The organism is Bacillus zhangzhouensis (assembly GCF_000715205.1).
Classification (GTDB): domain Bacteria; phylum Bacillota; class Bacilli; order Bacillales; family Bacillaceae; genus Bacillus; species Bacillus zhangzhouensis.
The window spans coordinates 1-22584 of record NZ_JOTP01000017.1; the positions used below are offsets into that span (position 1 = coordinate 1).

The following is a 22584-nucleotide window of genomic DNA, read 5'->3' on the forward strand; positions in this document are numbered from 1 at the left end:
TTGTCTTGTTTAGTTTTCAAAGATCATCTTCGCCGTTCTTAGCGGCTTTAATAATATAACATTTCGCTTCATCTTATGTCAACAACTTTTTTCAAGTTTATTTCCCGAAGCGTTTTATGTTTGTCACTGTGTGTCAGCGACGATTAATAATATATCACGAAAACATTCTGTTGGTCAACGCCTTTTCAAAACTTTTTTTGAAATAGTTTTATTGTGCATGTCAAATCCTTGTCCTGCATACAATCAAGTAACAATCTTGGACAAGGCAGGAGTGTTTGAATTGAGTCGATTATATGTGTTGCCTATTAAACGGCTGAAGCAAGTTGTCATTATTCTTGTAGCAGCCCTTGCAGCTGCAACCTTTTTTTATGTACAAAAGGCACCGCCGCTGTCGGTATTTAAAACAGAACATGGCCCCCGGGCGATTTATAAAGGAGAGACTTCATCAAAACATACCTCTCTTACTTTTAATATTGGCTGGGGAGATGAGAAGGCCGTTCCTATTTTGAATGTCCTTCGAGAGTACGGTATAAAGAACGCCACTTTCTTTCTGTCCGCTTCCTGGGCTGAGCGTCATCCTGATATTGTGAAGCGTATTAGAGAGGACGGGCATCAAATCGGCAGCCTTGGCTATGCTTATAAAAATTATAGCCAGCTTGAAGAAAGCGAAATCAAGCGAGATCTTGTCAGGGCACAAAATACCTTTCAAAAGCTGGGACTAGATGATATTCAACTATTAAGACCGCCAACTGGACAATTTAACGAAACAGTACTGAAAATTGCAACACAGTACGGCTATACCGTTGTACATTACAGCATCAACTCACAGGACTGGCTGAACCCGGGCGTCGACCAGATTGTTCAAAACGTAAATGATCGAATGAAAAGCGGAGACATCATTCTCCTTCACGCCTCGGATTCAGCAACCCAAACCGCTCAAGCCTTACCAGCTATTTTGAAACACTTAAAAGAAAAGAACTTAAAAAATGTCACGGTTGGGGAGCTTATCTCTAATACAAAAACAAAATCAACCGAAGTTAAGTAGCTTTCGCCTTTGAAAAGTGCGGCATAGCTAACAGCTGAAACGCATTACAGCCTAATAGCGGGAAAAGCATTAAATACAGCCAGTCCTCTTCATTGACTCTGAGCGCCGGGAACCACTCTAACGACGTGATGACGACCATGAGAAACATTGCGGAGATAAATGTTTTCTTAGAGGACTGCTTCTGTTTAAAATAAGCCACGATCAATGCAAACATACCGATAAAGACAGGCAGCCATAAGTATGGAAGAAATGATTCATTCTCCCCGAAAAACAAAAATCGCAAATAAGCTAAGTCAAACAGTACAAAAATCACAAGAAACAGCTGAATCGTATTCCATAAAGAATGTGACCGGAAAATTTCAAGTGCAAACCGGTGCACAGTTAAGAAGACGACAAATCCCATCTGGCTAATCACACTAAAGATCATCCCCACACCAATGAACCAAAATAACACAGATGCGATCTCTAGAATTTCAAACGATATAAAAAGCTTCTGATATTTCCCCCACTCCAGCGCAAAGCCTACCACGCTTGTCATGACCGCTCCAACAGCTAGCACAGAGAAGAAAAAACGAACTAAATCCCGACTTTTCATTGAATTGACCCAACCCCTATTTTTGTTATGTATAAATTCACGTGAAACATTCATATTAAAAGTAAGACATGTAACGAAAGGAGCCACAGTATGTCAAAAGGCATCTTGCGTATAATGAGCTGTTTTCTTCTTTTATCTCTAACAGCTTGTGCTCCCAAAACCCAATCCTCATCTAATATGGACTATGACGAAACAAAGAAAATGGTCGTCGATATTTTGAAGACAGATGACGGTAAAAAGGCCATTCAACAGTTATTAAATGACGAGGCAATGAATGAAGCTTTGGTAATGGATGAACAAACTGTGAAAAAAACGATAGAGAAAACACTAACTTCTGATAAAGGCAAAGAGTTCTGGAAGAAGGTCTTTGAGGATTCTAAATTTGCCGAGACTTTCGCAAAATCCATGCAGCAACAGCATGAAAAGATGTTAAAACAGTTAATGAAGGACCCTGACTATCAACAGCTGATGATGGATATTCTCAAGGATCCTGAGATGGAAAAGAAATACGGTGAACTGGTTAAAAGCAAAGAGTTTAGAAAACACTTAGAAAAAGTCATTACAGAAACATTAAGCAGCCCTCTTTATAAGAAGAAATTCGAAGATGAGCTGAAAAAGGCAGCAACTGAGAGCAGCAGTGATTCCGGTTCACAAGACCAAGGAAGCAGCAGTTAAACATCACCCGAGTGGCATAAGGGTCCACTCGGGTTTTCATTATGCTTTTACTGCTAATTGTTCAATCACTTTATTGGCGATGTGTTGGTACACTTCTCCTGTCGGATGACTCGCTTCATAGACAGACGGCGCAAAATCATCCTCATTCCAATCAGGCTGTCTTAAAGGAATTTGGCCAAGGACCGATACACGCAGCTCTTCAGCCAACTTGTCACCGCCGCCTTTTCCAAAGACGTATTCTTTTTCACCTGTTTTTTTGCTTTCGTAATAGCTCATATTCTCAACGACCCCAAGCACCTCGTGATCTGTTTGCAGTGCCATTGCACCTGCTCTAGCAGCAACGAAGGCAGCCGTTGGATGCGGTGTTGTGACAATGATTTCTTTACAGCTAGGAAGCATTGTATGAATATCAAGCGCCACATCTCCCGTTCCAGGTGGGAGGTCTAATAGTAAGTAATCTAATTCTCCCCACTCGACTTCGTGGAAGAAGTTATTTAACATTTTACCAAGCATCGGTCCTCTCCAAATGACCGGTGCATTTTCTTCAACAAAAAAGCCCATTGAAATCACTTTGACGCCAAAGCGTTCCACAGGTATAATTTTTTCCCCTTTAACCGTTGGTCTGACGGTGATCCCCATCATATCCGGTACACTAAAGCCGTAAATATCAGCATCAATCAGTCCGACTTTTTTCCCTAGACGAGCAAGTGCCACAGCAAGGTTAACGGAAACCGTTGATTTCCCAACGCCACCCTTTCCACTCGCAATCGCTAAGAACTCAGGCGGATTTTTAGAGTTAAGCAGGTTTTCTTCCTCATCTTGTGATAGCATAAACTTTTCTAGCGTTTCCTGAGGCAGTTCTTCAAAACGAAGCCCTACTGTTTTAGCGCCTTCTGCTTTTAAGGCTTGTACGATGTCTTGCTGTAGCTTCATCTGCTCAGCAGTGCCTGTTTTGGCAATGGCCACCTTTAAGCTCACATGCTCTTTTTCAGGTTTTAGGCTGATTTCCTTAATGGCATCCAGCTCTCCAAGCGGTATATGAAGGAAAGGTTCGTCCATCTTCCCAACTAGTTTTCTCACATCATCTTGTCCGATCATAGCAGAACCTCACCCTTTATTGAATTCGTTTACAATCCAAGTATATCATACATATCCTTACAATGTCTGTCCTGTTTGCCTGCGATCAAAAGGAAAAAGCCGCTTATTCAGGCGGCTCTTTTTGCTCTGTTAAGTATCTCAGAATGCCTTTATAAATGGAGGCAGCAATTTGATCCTGATACTTCGGTGTTGCCAGCTGACCGGCCTCTTTCGGGTTGGAGAGAAATCCGATTTCCACAAGGGCTCCTGGCTTCGTCACATTTTGCATTAAATAAATGCCATTGATCCGCTTCGCCTTCCGATCTGTGTTTTCCAAGTTCCTGCGTAATTCATCCTGAATGAACTTCGCTGCCTTTTCATTCTCTTCATACTTTCCGTAAAAAAACGTTTGCGCCCCGCTCCATTTGTTCGATGGAATCGCATTTAAATGGATGCTTAAATAGAGATCCGCTTCAGACTCATTGATGACTTTCACGCGGTTTCTCAAGTCCTCCGCTTTTTTACGGGCATATCCCTTTGTATTCTTTGATGATAGATCGGAATCATCCTCTCGGGTCATGAGAACAAGCGCTCCCTGCTCCTGCAAATAGTCTCGTATCTTCATGGACACATCCAGTGCAATCTCTTTTTCAAGCAGCTCTCCACCTACAGCCCCGCCATCTGGACCACCGTGACCCGGATCTAAATAGATGATCTTCCCACTTAGAGGCAAATTCCATGATTTCCATGAATCATCATTTAGAAATTGAAATCTGAATAAGAATAAGAGGACAATAAACCCAATTAAAAACCCTGTCCACTTCAGCTTTCTTTTCATCCCTGTCCCTCCCATACGCCATTATTTTATAGATATGGGACAAGGGCTCGAAATATGCTTAGTGCAGCCGAAGCTTATGTCTTTTTTCTGATTCACGAAAGCCTTCCTGCCACCACATGTTTAAAAAATCCTTTGCAAATGGATACAGACATGACGTCTCACGCTCCATCCGGAACATATTCCCCCACGATTGCAAACACCCTGCCAGCTCTTCAATCAGCTCATCCTCCTCTTGGGATGACCGCTTTTTGATATCATCGAACGATTCACCGTACTTACTCGACTCACCGTATCTCCCGCCGGCTAAAAAAGCTTCAATTGCGAAATCGATACAGCCATCACTCATCATACCGGCTGGATCATCTGCAAACGGAAAGAGCTTCTTCGTGAATTTCTCCGAAGCGACCGTCACTTTTTGAAGAGACAATGTACGCAAGAGCTTCTTTTCAAGCGTGACATCTCGTTTTGTTTTCAATTGATAAAATGAAAGCACTTCTGCCATGGACTGAACTCCTTTTTTCTTTGTATTGTTCGTTGCTTTGAACAAAACATGCAGTTCAGTAAATGGAAATGGAAAAGTCAGTGGTCTATCGGAATGGAAAATTGTGATAAAATGGACATTTGAATATAGAAAGAATGGTAAAGGGGCATAATAAATGAAGAAATGGATGTATATCCTGCTGCTACTTACAGTCGTCCTATCTGCATGCAGCAGTCAAGCTACTGAAAAAGAGAGCGACATTAAAGGAATAGAAGACATGTCCTTAAAGCAACTTTCTAAGCACAAAAATTCTTATATTGGAGACAACGGAGCAATCGGCGCTATTTTATCAGATCTTCCAGGTAACGTGATTCGTGAGTATGAAATCGTAGATGAAAAAGCGCTAAAAGTGACATATGGCGTGAAGGAAAATACCACTTATACAGAAGAACAATTTGATGCATTTTGGTTTAATGAAAAGGATACCATTGAGAAAAACTACTTATATAATGCATTAGCACTTTTTATTCTTATCGATAATGTACAGCAAGTGACACTCAAGATGAACTCAAACGACGAGCCGTCTGTCACGTTCAAAAGACAGCAGCTAGAAAAAATGTTCCCTCACTCTTTTAAAGAGTACAAAGACGATACAGCACTTTGGCAAAAGGAACTGGTTGATGGAGTTGTGGAGTCAAAAGAAAAACGCCAAGATGTATACAACGCGTTTCCCATGCAGAAATAATAAAACAGAGGGGTGTCTCCCTCTGTTTTTTTGATGATTATGTAGTGAAAGCTTGAATCAATCGTTGTCGAAAACTTTGATCCACTGCTGCAGTAAGCATAAATTCATTGAATGCTCCCCCAATCCAGTGAGAATTGTTTGCTTTCGGATCATTGATAAAAAGAGAAATGGATATCGATGATGTATCCGTTTTTCGATATAAAGCAGCTGTGAAAACAAACAATGTTGAACCGCCTTTATACCAAATATATTGATCTTTTTCCGTCTTCAATGTTTCTCCCAGCACAATTTGGCTAAAAAGACTCTTTTCTTCTTTTGTTAACAGCTCATCCTGCAGACGTTTCATAAAATGTGCATATTCATTGGTTGTAGACTTTGTTATCTTTTGCGTCAGTAATGATTGAATACGCAAGCTTAATAAGTTCTTTTTCATCATTTTTTCTTCTAACGCCTTTTTTTGCTCTGGGTCATTTTTCATGATATTAAAAATCTCAATCATCAGAGATTTGTATTGCTCATCAGTTATACCGCTCATTTGCTTGAATGCATCCCGCCGATGATCAGATACATAGGATGACCACAAAAGCTTTGGGGTGATTGGCATCAGTTCATCATGTTCTGTAAGACCCGCTTGTTTCATCCGATCATTGATCTTATCTAAGCCGAGCCGGTCAATCAAATAATCAGTACAAGCATTCGAACTGACTTGCATCATCCCTTTGGCAACATCTAATAAAGTTGCATGCTCAGAAAAATCGTTGACCTCCAGCCAGTATGTGTGAGCACCGCCATCTGTTCTATCAATATAAAACCGCTCTATGTCCGCCAATGCCACTTTTTCATCTAGCTTGATGTCACCGCTAGAGACGGTTTTAACAAAATGAAACAAAACCATTAATTTCACCGTACTTGCAAGTGGTGTTTTTTGATTACCATTCCAATCTAATACCACATCTTCATTTTCAATGATTGTCACTGATACGTCCTTTTTGTTTTTTGTGACAAATGTCAAAAGATCTTCCTTCGTTTTCTTCATATCTCTTTTATACAACAGGACATCAACCACCAAGTAAAGTATGACCACACCTAAGACAACTAGCCCGATTTTGAGTAACATGTTTCTCCTTTCCAAATAACTAAGGATTTCTATATTTAATATAACAAATATTTCAAATAAAGTCACAAAAAAGCAAAGGCAAGTGAACCCCTCGCTTCTTGGTGTTCTTATTCATGGGGAGAGATGCAGCTTCATTCCTTCATGTGTGGCTTCAAACCCTAATTTTTCATAAAAACGGCGTGCATCCGGCCTCTGTTTGTCTGTTGTTAGCTGAACCATATGACAGCCTCGGTCGCTTGCGTGTTGAATAGCCCTTTTTATCAACATCGTGCCAATTCCTTTTCCTCTATGAGTCGAGGCCGTACGAACTCCTTCTATTGAAGCTCTCCATCCTCCTTGATGTGTAAGAAATGGCGTCATGGTTAATTGGAGAACACCGACAGCTTCTTCCTGATCACACGCAACAATGAGTTCAATATTTGGATCAGCATCTATTGAATGAAAGACTTCGATATAGCTTTCTAACAATGGTTGCGTGTAACGCTCTCTTTTTTGACCTAACATATCATCCGCGAGCATGAAGACGATTTTATCGAGATCATCCAGCTTGGCTTCTCTGAACGTCAGTTGACTGAACCCCATTGAACACACCTCCTATGAAATTATTGACCAAAATACCATTGATGTGCGTTCTTATATAAGATGTGATCAGCTGCTTTTTCCTCAAATAGCTGTTGAATCAACTCAACATCACCGTATTCAAATGGGCGCTTTGCTCTTGTGGATGGAAGGTCTGTACCAAACATCAGTGCATCAGGATTCGTTTGATAAATTGATGTCAATGCATGTTCAACGTTTAAATCGACTCGTCCAAAACCAGTTGCTTTTACCCGAACTCCTTTATCAACCAGCTTGAGCAAATGCGGCAAGCCTTCTTCCGATAAGCCTAAATGATCAATCGAAACGGCCGGCAGCTTTTCAAGCGTAGATGAAATGTCAGGGAGATGCTTAGCGTCTATGTAAATCTCACTATGCCATCCCGCAAGCTCATACACCCTTCTCGCAAAATAATCGAGCTTCGAAATATCCTCCGAACCTCCCCGCTTCACATTAAAACGTAAAGCCTTTACCCCATGTTCATTCAAATGGACAATTTCCTCATCAGTTGCCGTAAAAGGCAATTGAGTCACGCCACAAAAAGACGGCCCCATTTCATCTAGTGCCTTCAACAAATAGCCTTGGTCAAAGCCTTGAAATGACCCTGAGACGATTGCTCCACCTAAAATCCCCAAATCAGCCGTCTCTCTCCTATAATCATTCACCACATAACTCGGCGGTGTGTACCCTTGGTTTTCTTGGATGGGAAAATCAAAATCAATGATATGAAAATGTGCATCAAAGATCCTCATGCTCATGCCCCTCTTCCGCTTATTGACCTGATTATATCAATTAAAAAAGCCAGAGAATATTTAGGATGATGAATCACTTCATATTATGAAAACTTATCAATCCTTCTTTACTATGCCATTCCTCTTGTAAGATGGCATAGTAAAACTCATCCCACCACTCATTTCCTTGGGGTATACACTTTTTAAAATAACCCTCTCTTCTCATCCCCAATTTTTCCATCACTCTCCACGAAGGGATATTTTCAGGCTGACAAGTGGCGATGATCCTATGTAAATTTAGTGTGTTAAAACCATGATGTAGTACAGCATAAGCTGCTTCAGATGCATAGCCTTTGTTTTGATAGGAAGGATTAAAGACCCACCCAATTTCATATGTGTGATCATCAAAGTATGGATGGAACACGATATGCCCGATGCATATCTGGTCTTCTTTTAATAGAACAGCAAAATTCTTGGCTGTTTTAAGACTATTATTTTTAACAAATTCCTGCGCATTTTCTTTAGAAAAAACACCTTCCGGAATATACTTCATTACCGCCGGATCAGATGTATATGCATAGACATCCCGCCAATCATCCTCAGCAAATGATCGAACGATACACCTTTCTGTTGTTAGATTCATATGACACCCCTCCATAGACTTCGTTTTTTAAACAGAAACCTTGCTATGATCCTATTTTATATGTTTCTAAACAGAAAAAAACACAAATAAAAAAGCACCAGCAGAATGCTGATGCTTTTTTTATATGGTTTGTCTGTAACAAACCTTTGTAAAACGTCCATACAATATAAAATTGATTAACGTTTTGAGAACTGAGGAGCTCTACGTGCGCCTTTAAGACCGTATTTTTTACGCTCTTTCATACGAGGGTCACGAGTAAGAAGTCCAGCGCGTTTAAGCGGTGTACGGTACTCAGGATCTACTTCTAGAAGAGCACGAGAGATACCGTGACGAATTGCTCCAGCTTGACCAGAGAATCCACCACCGTGAACATTTACAAGAACATCGTAGCTGTTAGCTGTTTCTGTGATGTTCAAAGGCTGTTTCACGTCTTCGATTAAAGCAGCGAATGGAATGTATTCAGTAATTTCACGATTATTAACGACGATACGGCCTTCACCTGGAACTAAGCGAACGCGCGCTACAGAACTTTTACGACGACCTGTACCGTAATATTGAACCTGTGCCAAATTGTTAACCTCCCTTATAATTAACCGCGAAGTTCGTAAACTTCAGGTTGTTGTGCTTGATGTGGATGCTCAGAACCACGGTACACATTTAATTTTTTGAACATTTGACGACCTAGTGGACCCTTTGGAAGCATACCTTTGATAGCAAGCTCCAACATTTTTTCAGGGTAGTTTGTACGCATCTCAAGAGCAGTTCTTTGTTTCAAACCACCTGGGTGCATCGTGTGACGGTAGTAAATTTTGTCCGTCAATTTCTTACCTGTTAATTCAATTTTCTCAGCGTTGATGATGATAACGTGATCACCTGTATCAACGTGTGGTGTATAAGTTGGTTTGTGCTTACCGCGCAAAAGTGATGCTACTTCAGTAGAAAGACGACCTAGAGTCTTGCCTGCCGCATCAACAACTAGCCATTTGCGCTCAATTGTGCTTGCGTTCGCCATTGGTGTTGTACGCATGAGTTTCCCTCCTAAATAAATCAATGATTTTTCCTTGAATCAAATGCTACGTTCTATTTCAAAACACAAGATAAGTCTTCCGGGGCTTATTTGTGGGGTTGAAATACATACCATATGATATCTTATAACTTTCTGCTTCCTGTGTCAAGAACATGTTACACCTGGTTTAGTTGTCATAGAAAACTTCCCATAAATACAGTCCGTGACTAGGCGCAGTCTTGCCTGCCGCTTCGCGATTTCGGGCGGCAAGCATGGCTTTTATCTCCTCAGGGTGAAATTTACCAGATCCGATTTCAAGTAACGTTCCAGCGATAATTCGCACCATGTTGTATAAAAAGCCATTTCCTCTCACACGCATTTCAAGCCCGTCTGAGACGTTTTCCCACTCAAGGGTGTAAATATCCCTCACCTTGTCCTGAACCTCCGTATTGGCCGCACAAAAGCTCGTGAAATCATGTGTGCCAATAAGGTGAGCAGCAGCTTCTTTCATTTTTTCGACATCCAGCTGGTAAGGATAGTGGCAGGCATATTGTCTCGTGAACACATTTTGATGCGTTTCCGTTGAGACCTTATAACGGTACTCCTTCGAAACGACATGAAACCGTGCATGAAACGACTCATCCACTTCCTCAGCCTTTAGAACACGGATGTCATCCGGCAGCAAGCTGTTGAGGGCAAAAGGCCATCTCTCCACCGGGATCGCAAGCGGGGTGTCAAAATGGATGACCTGTCCCTTTGCATGGACACCGCTATCTGTACGGCCAGAAGCCACAATCGGAATCAGTTCATCCTGTTTATGCATTCTTGCAAGAGCTGACTCAATCTCCGTCTGAACGGTTCGCTGCCCAGGCTGCACCTGGTAGCCCTTAAATTGTGTCCCATCGTATGATACGGTACATTTCACCTTCATCTAGGAATCACCTAATTTCTCAAAAGTACAAGAAGTGCCGTTAATAAGATGAATATAAGCAGCGTAAACGTGTCTTTCATGCCCCAGACAAGCTGTCGGTATTTTGTCCGCCCTTCTCCCCCGCGGTAGCCTCTCGCTTCCATGGCGGTGGCCAGTTCCTCCGCACGCTTAAACGCACTGACGAAAAGCGGCACAAGCAAAGGAACGATCGCTTTCAAACGATCCTTTAGAGGCCCGCTTGTAAAATCAACACCTCTTGCCATTTGTGCTTTCATGATTTTGTCTGTCTCTTCTAGTAAAGTTGGAATAAATCGAAGAGAGATTGACATCATGAGGGCAAGCTCATGAACAGGTAGTTTGATTTTACGGAACGGATGCAGCAGCTTCTCCATACCGTCCGTCACTTCTATTGGCGTTGTGGTTAACGTAAGAAGTGTCGTCATCATAATAAGATACACAAAACGCAGTGAAATGAAGATCCCCTGCTTTAACCCCTCTTCATAAATATTCAGAAAACCAAAGTGAAATAGCAAGGCGCCATCCTTTGTCATGAAAATATGAAGAATAAAGGTAAACAGGACAATCCATAGGATCGGCTTCATTCCCTTGAGAATAAAGTAAAGAGGCACCTGTGAAACCATCACCACAAGGATCGTAAATACACCTAAAAGCCCATAAGTAATGTAGTTATTAGCAAAAAAGACAATAAAAACGAAAAAGAAAATTGATAACAGCTTTGTCCTTGGATCAAGACGATGGACAAAGGATGAACCTGGCACATATTTGCCGATAATCATACTATCCATCATGATGTCGTGTCCTCCTGATAAAGAGCTGTTAAGGCTTCTGCCATTTCATCCATAGTTAGAAGCGGCCTTGGAAACGAGATGCCCAGCTTTTCTTCTACAGCCTGCTGGAATTTAATTGTTTCTGGGAGGTCGAGACCAAAAGAAGACATGTCTGTACGATTGGCAAACAATTCTCTCGGCGTACCTGTCGCCTTCACTGTCCCTTTATGCATTACAATCATTTGATCCGCATAATGGGCTGCATCCTCCATACTGTGTGTAACCAGGATCGTGGTGAGATTAGCTTTTTGATGGAGTTCATAAAACATGTCCATGATTTCTTTCCGTCCGCGTGGATCTAACCCTGCAGTCGGCTCATCAAGTACAAGCACTTCTGGCTCCATCGCTAGAACACCTGCAATCGCCACACGTCTCATTTGACCACCGCTTAATTCAAAGGGTGATCGAGATAATAAGGATTCAGAAAGGCCGACCAGCTTCAGCATCTCTTTCGCCTTCGTTTCTGCCTTCTCCTGAGGAACACCGAAATTCATCGGACCAAAGCAGATATCCTTAAGGATGGTCTCCTCAAAGAGCTGATGCTCAGGAAACTGGAACACGATACCTACTTTTTTCCGGAGGGATTTCAAATCCTTCTGCTTTTTGTTGGCTTGTAAGACTGCATCTCCAAGCGTAATGCTCCCTTTTGTTGGTTTGAGCAATCCATTTAAGTGCTGCAGTAATGTGGACTTGCCAGAGCCCGTATGACCAATGACAGCGACATAGCTGCCCTCTTTGATGGAAGCATTGACATCATACAAAGCGAGACGCTCAAACGGCGTTTTCATTTGATAACGATGCTCTAATTCTTTGATCGTAATGTCCATAGCTCTTTCACCAATCCTTCTTGTGTCAAATGGGCATTTGCAAGTGGCACACCTTGCTGCTTCAATTGCTTGCTCAACCGGTAGGAAAATGGCAGATCAAGTCCAATCTGAACCAGCTGTTCATCTAGTTCAAATACTTCTTCTGGTGTTCCCTCGGCAAATTTCTTTCCACCATTCAGCACAATGACGCGATCTGCCTTTGCAGCCTCGTCTAAATCATGTGTGATGGAAATGACCGTAACCGTTCCTTGTTCCTTCAGCAGTCTGACGGTCTCTAAGACTTCTTCCCGGCCAATCGGATCAAGCATTGATGTTGCTTCATCCAAGATCATGATGTCAGGGCTTGCGGCAAGCACACCTGCAATGGCTACTCTCTGCTTTTGCCCGCCTGATAGATGGTGCGGCTCTTGATCAAGAAACTCCTGCATATTGACCTGTTTAACAGCCCAATCTACACGTTCTATCATCAATTCCCGCTCAACCCCGTTATTTTCTAAACCAAAAGCCACATCATCACGAACCGTCGAGCCAACGAATTGGTTATCTGGGTTTTGAAAGACCATTCCGACCTTTTTACGAATATCCCAGACACTCTCTTCTTTCAGCTCAATCTCACCAACTTTGACCGTTCCAGCATCCGGTAAAATGAGCCCATTCAGCACACGGGCAAGTGTGGATTTACCTGAACCGTTATGACCAACAATGGCGAGCCATTCGTTTTGATTCACATGCAATGACACTTGATCTAAAGCGGGCTTGTCCGCATCTTTGTGATAACGAAATACAATGTCCTTTACGTCAATTAATGTCTTCCCCATCTCTACCGGACCTCCTCTCAGCTCAACCTCTTCTTTGCTTATTCCTAAAAAGCCGTAGTATCTAAAAAAGGGCATAGATCCAGTTATGAACTGTCCCGCCCTTTCTTAGATACACGATATGTGATTAAACTAATTCAATGACAGCCATTGGTGCGCCATCGCCGCGACGAGGTCCAAGCTTCATGATACGAGTGTATCCACCTTGGCGATCTTCGTAGCGAGTTGCAACGTCAGCGAATAATTTTTGAAGTGCATCTTGGTTTGTTTCAGCGTTAGCTACTTCGTTTCGAATGTAAGCTGCAGCTTGACGGCGAGCATGAAGATCTCCGCGTTTGCCAAGAGTGATCATTTTTTCAACTACAGAGCGAAGTTCTTTCGCACGTGTTTCAGTTGTTTCGATGCGTTCGTTGATGATCAAATCAGTCGTTAGGTCACGAAGCATTGCTTTACGTTGTGCACTAGTGCGTCCTAGCTTTCTGTATGCCATGTGATGTCCCCTCCTTAATTAGAGATGCTGTATGAATAAAAAACACACGAAAATCCTAGTTCACAATGAAACTAGTCAATCGTCTTTACGAAGACCCAGTCCAAGTTCTTCTAGTTTCGCTTTCACTTCTTCAAGAGATTTACGTCCAAGGTTACGAACTTTCATCATATCCTCTTCTGTCTTGTTAGCAAGCTCTTGAACAGTGTTAATACCCGCACGCTTCAAACAGTTGTAAGAACGAACAGAAAGATCAAGCTCTTCAATTGTCATTTCAAGCACTTTTTCTTTTTGGTCTTCTTCTTTTTCAACCATGATTTCTGCATGCTGAGCTTCGTCAGTTAACCCAACGAAAATATTAAGGTGTTCAGTTAAAATCTTAGAACCTAGAGCGATCGCTTCTTTCGGTCCTGTGCTTCCATCAGTCCATACATCTAGTGTTAGTTTATCATAGTTTGTGATTTGCCCAACACGGGTGTTCTCCACTTGATAAGTCACACGAGATACAGGTGTATAGATTGAGTCGATCGGAATCACACCGATAGGCTGATCGTCTCTTTTGTTTGTATCAGCAGGACTATACCCGCGACCTCTTTGTGCAGTTAAGCGAACACGGAAGCTCGCATTCTTACCAAGAGTTGCGATGTGAAGATCTGGATTTAAGATTTCAATATCGCTGTCGTGTGTAATATCAGCAGCTGTTACAGTACCTTCATCTTGTACATCAATTTCAAGCGTCTTCTCTTCTTCAGAGTAGATTTTGAGTGCAAGCTTTTTAATGTTTAAGATAATCGTTGTAACATCTTCAACCACGCCTTCGATCGTTGAGAATTCGTGTAAGACACCATCTATCTGGATCGATGTTACAGCTGCACCAGGAAGTGAGGATAAAAGGATACGACGAAGGGAGTTCCCTAAAGTGGTACCATATCCACGCTCAAGTGGCTCTACGACAAACTTGCCATACTTGGCATCGTCGCTGATTTCAACCGTTTCGATTTTTGGTTTTTCAATTTCGATCATCTAATAAAACCCTCCTTCAAAACGTCGAAACCTCGAATAGAATCATATGAGATTCCATCCGAAATTCCTCATTGTTTAGTCCCGTATGTGCTCAGGCAACGAGTCGTGTATTCGTCTCATAAATCACTGTATCATAACCCATTATTGACAGGGACACAAAATCTATACAAACAAATTACACGCGGCGACGTTTTGGTGGACGGCATCCGTTATGAGGAACTGGAGTTACGTCTCTGATTGCAGTAACTTCAAGACCTGCAGCTTGAAGCGCACGAATTGCAGCTTCACGACCAGAACCAGGACCTTTAACAGTTACTTCAAGTGTTTTAAGACCATGTTCGATAGAACCTTTAGCAGCAGTTTCAGCAGCCATTTGTGCAGCGAAAGGAGTAGATTTACGAGAACCTCTGAATCCTAATGCACCAGCACTTGACCAAGAAATTGCGTTACCATGAACATCAGTAATCGTTACAATCGTGTTGTTGAAAGTGGAACGGATATGAGCGATTCCAGCTTCAATATTCTTTTTCACGCGACGTTTACGCGTATTTGATTTACGAGCAGCAGCCATTCTTTAACTACCTCCTTTACTTATTTTTTCTTGTTAGCTACAGTACGACGCGGACCTTTACGAGTACGCGCATTGTTTTTTGTGTTTTGTCCACGAACAGGAAGTCCTCTGCGATGACGGATTCCGCGGTAGCTTCCGATTTCAATTAGACGCTTAATGTTAAGTGAAACTTCACGACGAAGGTCACCTTCTACTTTAAGTTTGTCAATGTTATCACGGATTTTACCAAGTTCGTCTTCAGTTAGATCGCGAACGCGAGTGTCTTCAGAAACACCTGCTTCTTTAAGGACTTGTTGAGCCGTCGTACGACCAATTCCAAAAACATATGTTAAAGAAATGACAACACGCTTATCACGTGGAATATCTACACCAGCAATACGAGCCATGATTTGGGCACCTCCTTGTTATTAGCCTTGTTTTTGTTTATGTTTTGGGTTTTCACAGATCACCATTACTTTTCCTTTTCTGCGAATCACTTTACATTTTTCACAGATAGGTTTAACAGATGGTCTCACTTTCATGTGTTTCCAACCTCCTTCTTCCGGAGTTGCTTTATTTGTAACGGTACGTAATTCTACCACGAGTTAAGTCATATGGAGATAATTCTACCGTAACTTTGTCTCCAGGTAAAATGCGAATGAAGTGCATACGGATTTTTCCTGATACATGAGCCAAAACTGTATGACCATTCTCTAGTTCAACTTTGAACATTGCATTTGGCAAAGTTTCTGCTACAGTACCTTCCACTTCAATTACATCGTCTTTCGCCATTCAAGTGTTCTCCCTTCTTCAAATCAGTAATTTGCTCTCTGACAAATGTTCAAATGAGATCATCTCAATTGTCCATCTATCACCCGACCTGTTTTGAATATACTGTTCTGAACTTCCGGAGATACGCAATCATAAAAGGTTAAATGATTGATATTTTTCTTAGGAGAATGAAATTTACGCTTTTTCTCCGTCTGCGATTAGTACATGGCAGCCATCGAACATGTCGATGACAACTGTATACTGATCTTGTTCTTTCCTTGGACTATACAGACAACCTGCCCGATTTGGGCCTGAAAGGCTTCGGTGAAGACCTAAATCTTAGTCAGTATATCAAAACCTGTATCTGTAATCGCAATCGTATGCTCAAAGTGAGCACACTTTTTCCCATCAACCGTTACAACCGTCCAGTTATCAGCCAATGTTTTCACATATCGGCTGCCTGCGTTCACCATCGGTTCGATGGCCAACACCATTCCAGGTTTTAACCGTGGGCCTTTGTTTGGCGGACCATAATGAGGAATTTGAGGGTCCTCATGAAGATCCTGTCCGACCCCATGTCCAACATATTCTCTAACAACTGAGAAATTCTCACCTTCAACATACGTTTGTATGGCATGGGAAATGTTCGACAGACGTTCGCCTGGCTTTGCTTCCTGTAAGCCTTTATATAGAGATTCCTCTGTGACTTCCAGTAGTTTGCGGTCTTCATCACTGATTACCCCAACTGGATAAGTCCAAGCAGAGTCACCATGATAGCCATTTAACTTTGCGCCGATATCGATACTAATGATGTCTCCATCACGTAAAACCCGTTTACCAGGAATACCGTGAACGAGTTCTTCATTCACCGAAACGCAAATGCTCCCGCGAAAACCATTATACCCTTTAAAAGATGGGATTGCACCCTGCTTTGTAATAAAACGTTCGGCAATTTGATCCAATTCTTTTGTCGAAATACCTGGTTTTATGTGTTTCTTCAGCTCTTCATGAGTCAGTGCGACAATGCGTCCAGCTTCTCTCATAATCTCAAGCTCGCGAGGAGTTTTACAGATAATCATTTATTTAATCCCCCAAGCAGGCCCTTGATATCTGCGTATACATCGTTAATGTGCTTTGCTCCATCAATGTTTACAAGATATCCTTTTTCTGAATAGAAGTTCAGTAAAGGTTCAGTCTGCTTTAAGTTTACTTCAAGTCTAGTCGAAACGGTTTCTGCATTATCATCTGCACGTTGATAAAGCTCGCCTCCACATTTGTCGCAAACATTTTCTTTCGCAGGTGGATTGAATACTAAATGATATGTCGCTCCGCAATTTTTGCAAATTCTTCGGCCAGTCAGACGCTCCATCAAAGCATCTTTATCGACTTTAATATTAATGACATAATCAATCGTTCTGCCAAGGTCCTTTAGAATTTCTTCTAAAGCTTCAGCCTGAGCGACTGTTCGCGGAAATCCGTCCAGAAGAAAACCTTGTTCACAATCATTCTTGCCAAGTCTTTCTCTAACAATACCGATTGTGACCTCATCAGGAACAAGCTCTCCTTTATCGATAAAGGATTTTGCTTCGAGCCCAAGTTGTGTCTCCTCTTTCATAGCAGCGCGGAACATATCTCCTGTTGAGATATGAGGGATCCCATAATCATCAACAATTCGTTCTGCCTGAGTGCCTTTACCAGCACCCGGAAGCCCCATTAAGACTAAGTTCATTTCGGATTTCCCCTTCCTTACTTAGAGAGGTTGGGCAGGAGCCCAGCCCTCTGTTTTATTTCATAAATCCACGGTAGTTTCGTTTCACTAATTGGCTTTCAAGTTGTTTCATTGTTTCAAGTGCAACACCTACAACAATGAGAAGACTTGTGCCGCCAATTTGTGCAGCGGAAGGTAATCCAGCGAATTGAATGAAAAAGATAGGAAGTATTGAAATCACGGCTAAGAAAATGGCGCCCACAAACGTGAGTCGGTACAAAATACTCGTAATTCTATCTTGAGTCATTTTCCCTGGACGAACTCCCGGGATATAGCCACCCTGCTTTTGCAGATTTTCAGCCATTTGTTCAGGATTTACTTGGACAAAGGCATAAAAATATGTGAAAGCAACAATCAGTGCTACATAAATCGTCATACCGATTGGCTTAGTATAGTCAAAGTTGTTGGTTATCCAAGTTGTGACATTATTCGTTCCGAAGAAGGATGCGACCGTCTGCGGAGTAATAATGAACGAAACGGCAAAGATGACTGGAATCACCCCTGCTGGATTCACTTTCAATGGTAGATGCGTTGCTTGACTAGCAGACATTTGTGCACGGCCAGTTCCTTTTGAATATTGAATTGCAATCTTTCTCACTGCCATTTGAATGTAAATAACACCTATAACAATGATAAGGATAGCAATAACAATAAGGGCAATTTTAAGGATTTGCATGAACAGCTGTCCATCTCCACCTACAAACTGCTGAGCGTACACTTGTTTTAATGTTTGAGGGATACCTGCGATGATACCGGAAAAGATAATAATCGATATACCGTTACCAACACCGTGAGCAGTAATTTGCTCACCCAGCCACATTAAAAATGCTGTTCCCGCAGTGAGTACGACCGCAATTAAGAGATACGTTGACACCCCAGGGTTTTCAATCAGCATGCCTCCTGCCATATTGTTGAATCCATATGACATTCCTAACGCCTGGATAAATCCTAGAACAATTGTAAAATACCTTGTGAATTGTGCTAATTTTCGGCGGCCAACCTCTCCTTGCTTTGACCACTCAGTAAACTTCGGCACAACATCCATCTGCAAGAGCTGGATGATAATCGAAGCAGTGATATACGGCATAATCCCCATTGCAAGAATGGAGAATTGGAAAAGTGCCCCGCCCCCAAATGTATTGAGGATCCCGAAAACACTCATTTGATCCTGTGCCTGGAGAACTTCAGCGTTCACATTAGGCACAGGGATGAAAGCACCTATACGAAAGACGACTAACATTAAAAGTGTGAATATAATCTTATTCCGTATATCTTTCACGCGCATAAAATTGGAGATTGTCTTAAACAAGTTAGATCACCTCGGCTGTACCGCCAGCAGCTTCAATCGCTTCTTTCGCAGAAGCAGAGAATTTATTGGCTTTTACAGTTAATTTTTTTTCTAATTTACCGTTGCCAAGAATTTTTACTCCTGCTTTTAACTTGCTTAATGCACCAGTCTCTAGAAGAAGTTCAGGAGTGACTTCCGTTCCTTCGTCAAAACTGTTTAATCTGTCTAAGTTGATTACCGCGTAATCTTTACGGTTGATGTTTGTAAAACCACGTTTTGGAAGGCGTTGGAATAAAGGCATTTGTCCACCTTCGAATCCAGGGCGTACACCGCCGCCAGAACGAGCGTTTTGACCTTTATGACCTTTACCAGAAGTTTTACCGTTACCTGATCCAATACCACGACCAACACGGTTGCGTACTTTACGTGAACCTTCTGAAGGCTTCAATTCATGAAGTTTCATTTGGGCACCTCCTTATCGATTAAAAATTGTTTTATTGTTCTTTAACAGAAACTAAATGAGACACCTTGTTAATCATGCCGCGGATCGCTGCATTGTCTTCATGTACGACTGTTTGGTTTGTTTTCTTTAAACCAAGAGTACGAACAGTGACACGCTGATCTTCAGGGCGACCGATTACACTGCGTTTGAGGGTAATTTCTAATTTATTTGCCATTATTGTTCCCTCCTTATCCTAACAGGTCTTCTACAGATTTTCCACGAAGCTTCGCTACATCTTCAGCACGTTTAAGTTCACTTAAACCTTGAAGTGTTGCGCGGATCATGTTGATCGGTGTATTAGAACCTAGAGATTTAGAAAGGATATCAGCTAGACCAGCAAGCTCAAGTACCGCACGCACTGGGCCTCCAGCGATAACTCCTGTACCTTCTGAAGCAGGCTTCAATAGAACGTTTCCTGCACCGAATCGACCGATGATTTCATGTGGAATTGTAGTTCCAACCATTGGTACTTCAATTAAATTCTTTTTCGCATCTTCAACAGCTTTGCGGATTGCTTCTGGTACTTCTTGTGCTTTACCAGTACCGAAACCAACATGACCGTTTTTGTCACCGACAACAACTAAAGCTGCAAAACGGAAACGACGTCCACCTTTAACAACTTTCGCTACGCGGTTAACCGTAACTAAGCGTTCTTCTAACTCTAATTTGCTTGGGTCAATACGACTCATTCGGATGTGTCCCTCCTTCTTTTATTAAAATTTAAGTCCAGCCTCACGAGCAGCTTCAGCTAGAGCTTTTACACGTCCATGATATAGGTATCCTCCGCGGTCAAATACCACGTTAGAGATTCCTTTTTCAACAGCGCGTTTTGCAACAACTTCGCCAACTTTAGTAGCAGCTGCAGTGTCAGAACTATTCTCGATCTTTAACTCTTTATCAAGAGTAGAAGCACTTACAAGTGTTACACCGTTAACATCATCAATTACTTGAGCGTAGATATTCTTGTTAGAACGGAAAACGTTAAGGCGAGGTCTTTCAGCAGTACCTGAAAGTTTCGCACGAACACGAGCGTGTCTTTTAAGACGAGTAGCGTTTTTGCTAGTTTTCGTAATCATCCGAGTCACTCCTTTCTTCACATTAAGCGATCTTACTTACCAGTTTTTCCTTCTTTACGGCGAACGAATTCACCTTCGTAACGAATTCCTTTACCTTTGTAAGGCTCTGGAGAACGGACAGCGCGGATGTTAGAAGCAAGAGCTCCTACACGCTCTTTATCGATACCTTTAACGATTACTTTCGTTTGAGATGGAACTTCGACTTCAACTCCAGCCTCAGGAACGATTTCAACTGGATGAGAGTATCCAACGTTAAGAACAAGTTTGTTTCCAGATTTAGCTGCACGGTAACCGACACCGATAAGTTCTAAACCTCTTTCGAAACCTTTAGATACACCTTCAACCATGTTTGCAAGCAAGCTACGTGTTGTACCATGTAATGCACGGTGTTCTTTATTTTCAGACGGACGGCTTACAGTTAAGACGTTGTCCTCAATTTTAATTTCCATATCAGGGTGAAACGTACGAGTTAGTTCACCTTTTGGTCCCTTTACTGTCACTGTGTTATCGTTGTTTGTCACAGTAACAGCTGAAGGGATCTCAATTAGTTTTTTACCTATGCGAGACATACCAAGCACCTCCATTCATCTTAAGCTTTTTTTACCATACGTAAGCAAGTACTTCTCCACCAGCTTGTTTAGCACGGGCTTCTTTGTCCGATAAAACACCTTGTGATGTAGAAATAATTGCGATTCCAAGTCCGTTAAGTACACGTGGCACTTCATTTGATTTCGCATATACGCGTAAACCAGGTTTACTGATTCTTTTAAGACCAGTGATAACACGCTCGTTGTTTTGACCGTATTTAAGGAACATACGGATAATTCCTTGTTTGCTGTCTTCAACGTATTCAACGTCACGGATAAAACCTTCACGCTTTAAGATTTCAGCAATTTCTCTTTTGATTTTTGAAGCCGGTACTTCTAGCTTCTCATGACGTACCATGTTCGCATTGCGAATACGAGTCAGCAAATCTGCAATCGGATCTGTCATAACCATTATTTAATAACCTCCTTCCCATTTATGGGGATTACCAGCTGGCTTTTTTAACGCCAGGAATTTGTCCTTTATATGCAAGTTCGCGGAAACAAATACGGCAAAGTTTAAACTTACGAATAACTGAATGTGGACGTCCACAACGTTCGCAGCGCGTATACTCTTGAACTTTAAACTTTTGTTTGCGTTGTTGCTTCGCAATCATAGACTTTTTAGCCACGATTTCGCCTCCCTTTCATTGATTATTTCTGGAACGGCATACCTACTTGAGTTAATAACTCACGTGCTTCTTCGTCCGTATTGGCAGTAGTAACGATAACGATATCCATACCGCGGACCTTTGATACTTTATCGTAATCAATTTCTGGGAAGATTAACTGTTCTTTAATACCAAGTGTGTAGTTTCCACGTCCGTCGAAAGATTTCTTAGAAATCCCACGGAAGTCACGTACACGTGGTAAAGATACAGAAATAAGTTTATCAAGGAAATCATACATGCGCTCTCCGCGAAGTGTTACTTTCGCACCGATTGGCATTCCTTCACGTAGACGGAATCCAGCAATAGACTTCTTCGCACGAGTAACGACAGGTTTTTGACCAGCGATAAACGTTAATTCTTCAACAGCAGTATCGATTGCTTTAGCGTTTTGAACTGCGTCACCAACACCCATGTTGATCACGATTTTTTCGATTTTTGGCACTTGCATTACTGAATTGTATTCAAACTTAGAAACTAATGCAGGTGTAATTTCTTTTACATACTTTTCTTTAAGGCGGTTCATGAGAAAGACCTCCCTTCCTTATTTACTATTTATCTAGAACTTGCCCAGATTTTTTCGCTACACGGACTTTCTTTCCGTCCTCAACTTTATATCCAACACGTGTCACTTCACCCGTTTTAGGATCAAGCGGCATTACGTTTGATACGTGAATCGACGCTTCCTGTTCAGAAATTCCGCCTTGAGGGTTAGCTTGGGTTGGTTTAGAGTGTTTTTTCACAAGGTTAATACCTTCTACTAAAACACGGTCACTCTTAGGGAAAGCAGCAAGGATGACTCCTTGTTTACCTTTATCTTTACCAGAGATAACCACTACTTTATCGCCCTTTTTAACATGCATTTAATCGCACCTCCTTGAGTCGGGGATTGTATT

The 22584-nt window shown here is 41.8% G+C and carries 35 protein-coding genes; 3 read left to right on the plus strand and 32 right to left on the minus strand.

Annotation, left to right across the window (positions count from 1 at the left end; translation table 11 throughout):
- Positions 1 to 280 precede the first annotated feature (280 nt).
- Positions 281 to 1045 (plus strand): polysaccharide deacetylase family sporulation protein PdaB, encoded by a 765-nt coding sequence (pdaB, locus tag BA70_RS13370; RefSeq protein WP_034323159.1) that lies wholly within the window; start codon positions 281 to 283, stop codon positions 1043 to 1045.
- Here pdaB and BA70_RS13375 read toward each other — a convergent pair.
- Entirely contained in the window at positions 1038 to 1640 is a 603-nt protein-coding gene (locus BA70_RS13375) for a KinB-signaling pathway activation protein (RefSeq protein WP_034323162.1), read from the minus strand. The genes pdaB and BA70_RS13375 overlap by 8 nt on opposite strands.
- A gap of 90 nt (positions 1641 to 1730) precedes the next feature.
- Here BA70_RS13375 and gerD point away from each other — a divergent pair, with 90 nt between their 5' ends.
- The gene (gene gerD / locus BA70_RS13380; RefSeq protein ID WP_034323165.1) at positions 1731 to 2315 is read left to right on the plus strand and encodes a spore germination lipoprotein GerD; all 585 of its coding nucleotides are present in this window, start codon (positions 1731 to 1733) and stop codon (positions 2313 to 2315) included.
- 39 nt (positions 2316 to 2354) lie between these two features.
- On the opposite strand, the gene BA70_RS13385 is transcribed toward gerD, so the two are convergent.
- From BA70_RS13385 to BA70_RS13395, 3 genes are all read right to left on the minus strand, one after another.
- Positions 2355 to 3413 carry an Mrp/NBP35 family ATP-binding protein gene (locus BA70_RS13385; RefSeq protein WP_034323167.1) on the minus strand — a complete coding sequence of 353 codons (1059 nt, stop codon included), beginning with the start codon at positions 3411 to 3413 and terminating at the stop codon, positions 2355 to 2357.
- A 103-nt stretch (positions 3414 to 3516) separates the two neighbouring features.
- Positions 3517 to 4230: an N-acetylmuramoyl-L-alanine amidase CwlD gene (gene cwlD, locus BA70_RS13390; protein ID WP_024425615.1), complete on the minus strand. Its 714-nt coding sequence runs from the start codon at positions 4228 to 4230 to the stop codon at positions 3517 to 3519.
- Between the two features lie 58 nt (positions 4231 to 4288).
- Positions 4289 to 4732 (minus strand): YbaK family protein, encoded by a 444-nt coding sequence (locus BA70_RS13395; RefSeq protein WP_034323170.1) that lies wholly within the window; start codon positions 4730 to 4732, stop codon positions 4289 to 4291.
- Positions 4733 to 4886: 154 nt separating this feature from the next.
- Between BA70_RS13395 and BA70_RS13400 the strand changes: the two genes are divergently transcribed.
- Positions 4887 to 5456: a DUF4825 domain-containing protein gene (locus BA70_RS13400; RefSeq protein ID WP_034323173.1), complete on the plus strand. Its 570-nt coding sequence runs from the start codon at positions 4887 to 4889 to the stop codon at positions 5454 to 5456.
- Between the two features lie 37 nt (positions 5457 to 5493).
- Here BA70_RS13400 and BA70_RS13405 read toward each other — a convergent pair whose 3' ends face one another.
- The 28 genes from BA70_RS13405 to rplX all read right to left on the minus strand — a co-directional run bounded on the left by BA70_RS13405 (position 5494) and on the right by rplX (position 22551).
- A complete protein-coding gene (locus BA70_RS13405; protein ID WP_239646671.1) occupies positions 5494 to 6573 on the minus strand; it encodes a serine hydrolase in 1080 nt (359 codons plus the stop codon).
- Between the two features lie 111 nt (positions 6574 to 6684).
- Positions 6685 to 7155, minus strand: coding sequence for a GNAT family N-acetyltransferase (locus BA70_RS13410; RefSeq protein WP_034323176.1), 471 nt, complete (start codon positions 7153 to 7155; stop codon positions 6685 to 6687).
- 20 nt (positions 7156 to 7175) lie between these two features.
- Entirely contained in the window at positions 7176 to 7922 is a 747-nt protein-coding gene (locus BA70_RS13415; RefSeq protein ID WP_034323177.1) for an amidohydrolase family protein, read from the minus strand.
- Positions 7923 to 7995: 73 nt separating this feature from the next.
- Positions 7996 to 8544, minus strand: a complete 549-nt coding sequence (locus tag BA70_RS13420) for a GNAT family N-acetyltransferase (protein ID WP_034323180.1) — start codon at positions 8542 to 8544, stop codon at positions 7996 to 7998.
- Between the two features lie 176 nt (positions 8545 to 8720).
- Entirely contained in the window at positions 8721 to 9113 is a 393-nt protein-coding gene (gene rpsI, locus BA70_RS13425) for a 30S ribosomal protein S9 (RefSeq protein WP_034283876.1), read from the minus strand.
- A 20-nt stretch (positions 9114 to 9133) separates the two neighbouring features.
- Positions 9134 to 9571 carry a 50S ribosomal protein L13 gene (gene rplM, locus BA70_RS13430; RefSeq protein ID WP_003217042.1) on the minus strand — a complete coding sequence of 146 codons (438 nt, stop codon included), beginning with the start codon at positions 9569 to 9571 and terminating at the stop codon, positions 9134 to 9136.
- Between the two features lie 166 nt (positions 9572 to 9737).
- Entirely contained in the window at positions 9738 to 10481 is a 744-nt protein-coding gene (truA, locus tag BA70_RS13435) for a tRNA pseudouridine(38-40) synthase TruA (RefSeq protein WP_034323183.1), read from the minus strand.
- Positions 10482 to 10492: 11 nt separating this feature from the next.
- Positions 10493 to 11290, minus strand: a complete 798-nt coding sequence (locus tag BA70_RS13440) for an energy-coupling factor transporter transmembrane component T family protein (protein WP_034323185.1) — start codon at positions 11288 to 11290, stop codon at positions 10493 to 10495.
- Positions 11287 to 12156 (minus strand): energy-coupling factor ABC transporter ATP-binding protein, encoded by an 870-nt coding sequence (locus tag BA70_RS13445; RefSeq protein WP_034323187.1) that lies wholly within the window; start codon positions 12154 to 12156, stop codon positions 11287 to 11289. The genes BA70_RS13440 and BA70_RS13445 overlap by 4 nt, the downstream gene beginning before the upstream one ends.
- Complete coding sequence (locus tag BA70_RS13450; RefSeq protein WP_034323190.1) at positions 12132 to 12974, minus strand: energy-coupling factor ABC transporter ATP-binding protein; 843 nt, start codon at positions 12972 to 12974, stop codon at positions 12132 to 12134. The genes BA70_RS13445 and BA70_RS13450 overlap by 25 nt, the downstream gene beginning before the upstream one ends.
- Positions 12975 to 13098: 124 nt before the next feature.
- Positions 13099 to 13461, minus strand: coding sequence for a 50S ribosomal protein L17 (gene rplQ, locus BA70_RS13455; protein WP_003216944.1), 363 nt, complete (start codon positions 13459 to 13461; stop codon positions 13099 to 13101).
- A 75-nt stretch (positions 13462 to 13536) separates the two neighbouring features.
- Positions 13537 to 14481 (minus strand): DNA-directed RNA polymerase subunit alpha, encoded by a 945-nt coding sequence (locus tag BA70_RS13460; protein ID WP_034323191.1) that lies wholly within the window; start codon positions 14479 to 14481, stop codon positions 13537 to 13539.
- Positions 14482 to 14656: 175 nt separating this feature from the next.
- Entirely contained in the window at positions 14657 to 15052 is a 396-nt protein-coding gene (gene rpsK, locus BA70_RS13465) for a 30S ribosomal protein S11 (RefSeq protein ID WP_008356548.1), read from the minus strand.
- A gap of 20 nt (positions 15053 to 15072) precedes the next feature.
- Positions 15073 to 15438, minus strand: a complete 366-nt coding sequence (gene rpsM / locus BA70_RS13470) for a 30S ribosomal protein S13 (RefSeq protein ID WP_034323193.1) — start codon at positions 15436 to 15438, stop codon at positions 15073 to 15075.
- A 21-nt stretch (positions 15439 to 15459) separates the two neighbouring features.
- Positions 15460 to 15573, minus strand: coding sequence for a 50S ribosomal protein L36 (rpmJ, locus tag BA70_RS13475; RefSeq protein WP_003156543.1), 114 nt, complete (start codon positions 15571 to 15573; stop codon positions 15460 to 15462).
- 31 nt (positions 15574 to 15604) lie between these two features.
- Positions 15605 to 15823 carry a translation initiation factor IF-1 gene (infA, locus tag BA70_RS13480; RefSeq protein WP_003217190.1) on the minus strand — a complete coding sequence of 73 codons (219 nt, stop codon included), beginning with the start codon at positions 15821 to 15823 and terminating at the stop codon, positions 15605 to 15607.
- 311 nt (positions 15824 to 16134) lie between these two features.
- Entirely contained in the window at positions 16135 to 16881 is a 747-nt protein-coding gene (map, locus tag BA70_RS13485) for a type I methionyl aminopeptidase (RefSeq protein WP_007496338.1), read from the minus strand.
- Positions 16878 to 17531, minus strand: a complete 654-nt coding sequence (locus BA70_RS13490) for an adenylate kinase (RefSeq protein WP_034323195.1) — start codon at positions 17529 to 17531, stop codon at positions 16878 to 16880. The genes map and BA70_RS13490 overlap by 4 nt, the downstream gene beginning before the upstream one ends.
- Before the next feature lie 55 nt (positions 17532 to 17586).
- Positions 17587 to 18879: a preprotein translocase subunit SecY gene (gene secY / locus BA70_RS13495; protein ID WP_034323198.1), complete on the minus strand. Its 1293-nt coding sequence runs from the start codon at positions 18877 to 18879 to the stop codon at positions 17587 to 17589.
- 1 nt (position 18880) lies between these two features.
- Complete coding sequence (gene rplO, locus BA70_RS13500; protein ID WP_034323201.1) at positions 18881 to 19321, minus strand: 50S ribosomal protein L15; 441 nt, start codon at positions 19319 to 19321, stop codon at positions 18881 to 18883.
- A 31-nt stretch (positions 19322 to 19352) separates the two neighbouring features.
- A complete protein-coding gene (rpmD, locus tag BA70_RS13505) occupies positions 19353 to 19535 on the minus strand; it encodes a 50S ribosomal protein L30 (RefSeq protein WP_003217067.1) in 183 nt (60 codons plus the stop codon).
- Positions 19536 to 19548: 13 nt separating this feature from the next.
- Entirely contained in the window at positions 19549 to 20049 is a 501-nt protein-coding gene (gene rpsE, locus BA70_RS13510; RefSeq protein ID WP_007496332.1) for a 30S ribosomal protein S5, read from the minus strand.
- Between the two features lie 24 nt (positions 20050 to 20073).
- Positions 20074 to 20436 carry a 50S ribosomal protein L18 gene (rplR, locus tag BA70_RS13515; RefSeq protein WP_034323204.1) on the minus strand — a complete coding sequence of 121 codons (363 nt, stop codon included), beginning with the start codon at positions 20434 to 20436 and terminating at the stop codon, positions 20074 to 20076.
- A 32-nt stretch (positions 20437 to 20468) separates the two neighbouring features.
- Positions 20469 to 21005, minus strand: a complete 537-nt coding sequence (gene rplF, locus BA70_RS13520) for a 50S ribosomal protein L6 (RefSeq protein WP_034323206.1) — start codon at positions 21003 to 21005, stop codon at positions 20469 to 20471.
- A 31-nt stretch (positions 21006 to 21036) separates the two neighbouring features.
- Positions 21037 to 21435: a 30S ribosomal protein S8 gene (gene rpsH, locus BA70_RS13525; protein ID WP_003217040.1), complete on the minus strand. Its 399-nt coding sequence runs from the start codon at positions 21433 to 21435 to the stop codon at positions 21037 to 21039.
- A 31-nt stretch (positions 21436 to 21466) separates the two neighbouring features.
- A complete protein-coding gene (gene rpsN, locus BA70_RS13530) occupies positions 21467 to 21652 on the minus strand; it encodes a 30S ribosomal protein S14 (protein ID WP_008356542.1) in 186 nt (61 codons plus the stop codon).
- A gap of 22 nt (positions 21653 to 21674) precedes the next feature.
- Positions 21675 to 22214, minus strand: a complete 540-nt coding sequence (gene rplE / locus BA70_RS13535; protein WP_034323208.1) for a 50S ribosomal protein L5 — start codon at positions 22212 to 22214, stop codon at positions 21675 to 21677.
- 25 nt (positions 22215 to 22239) lie between these two features.
- Complete coding sequence (gene rplX / locus BA70_RS13540) at positions 22240 to 22551, minus strand: 50S ribosomal protein L24 (RefSeq protein WP_034323211.1); 312 nt, start codon at positions 22549 to 22551, stop codon at positions 22240 to 22242.
- Between the last annotated feature and the right edge of the window lie 33 nt (positions 22552 to 22584).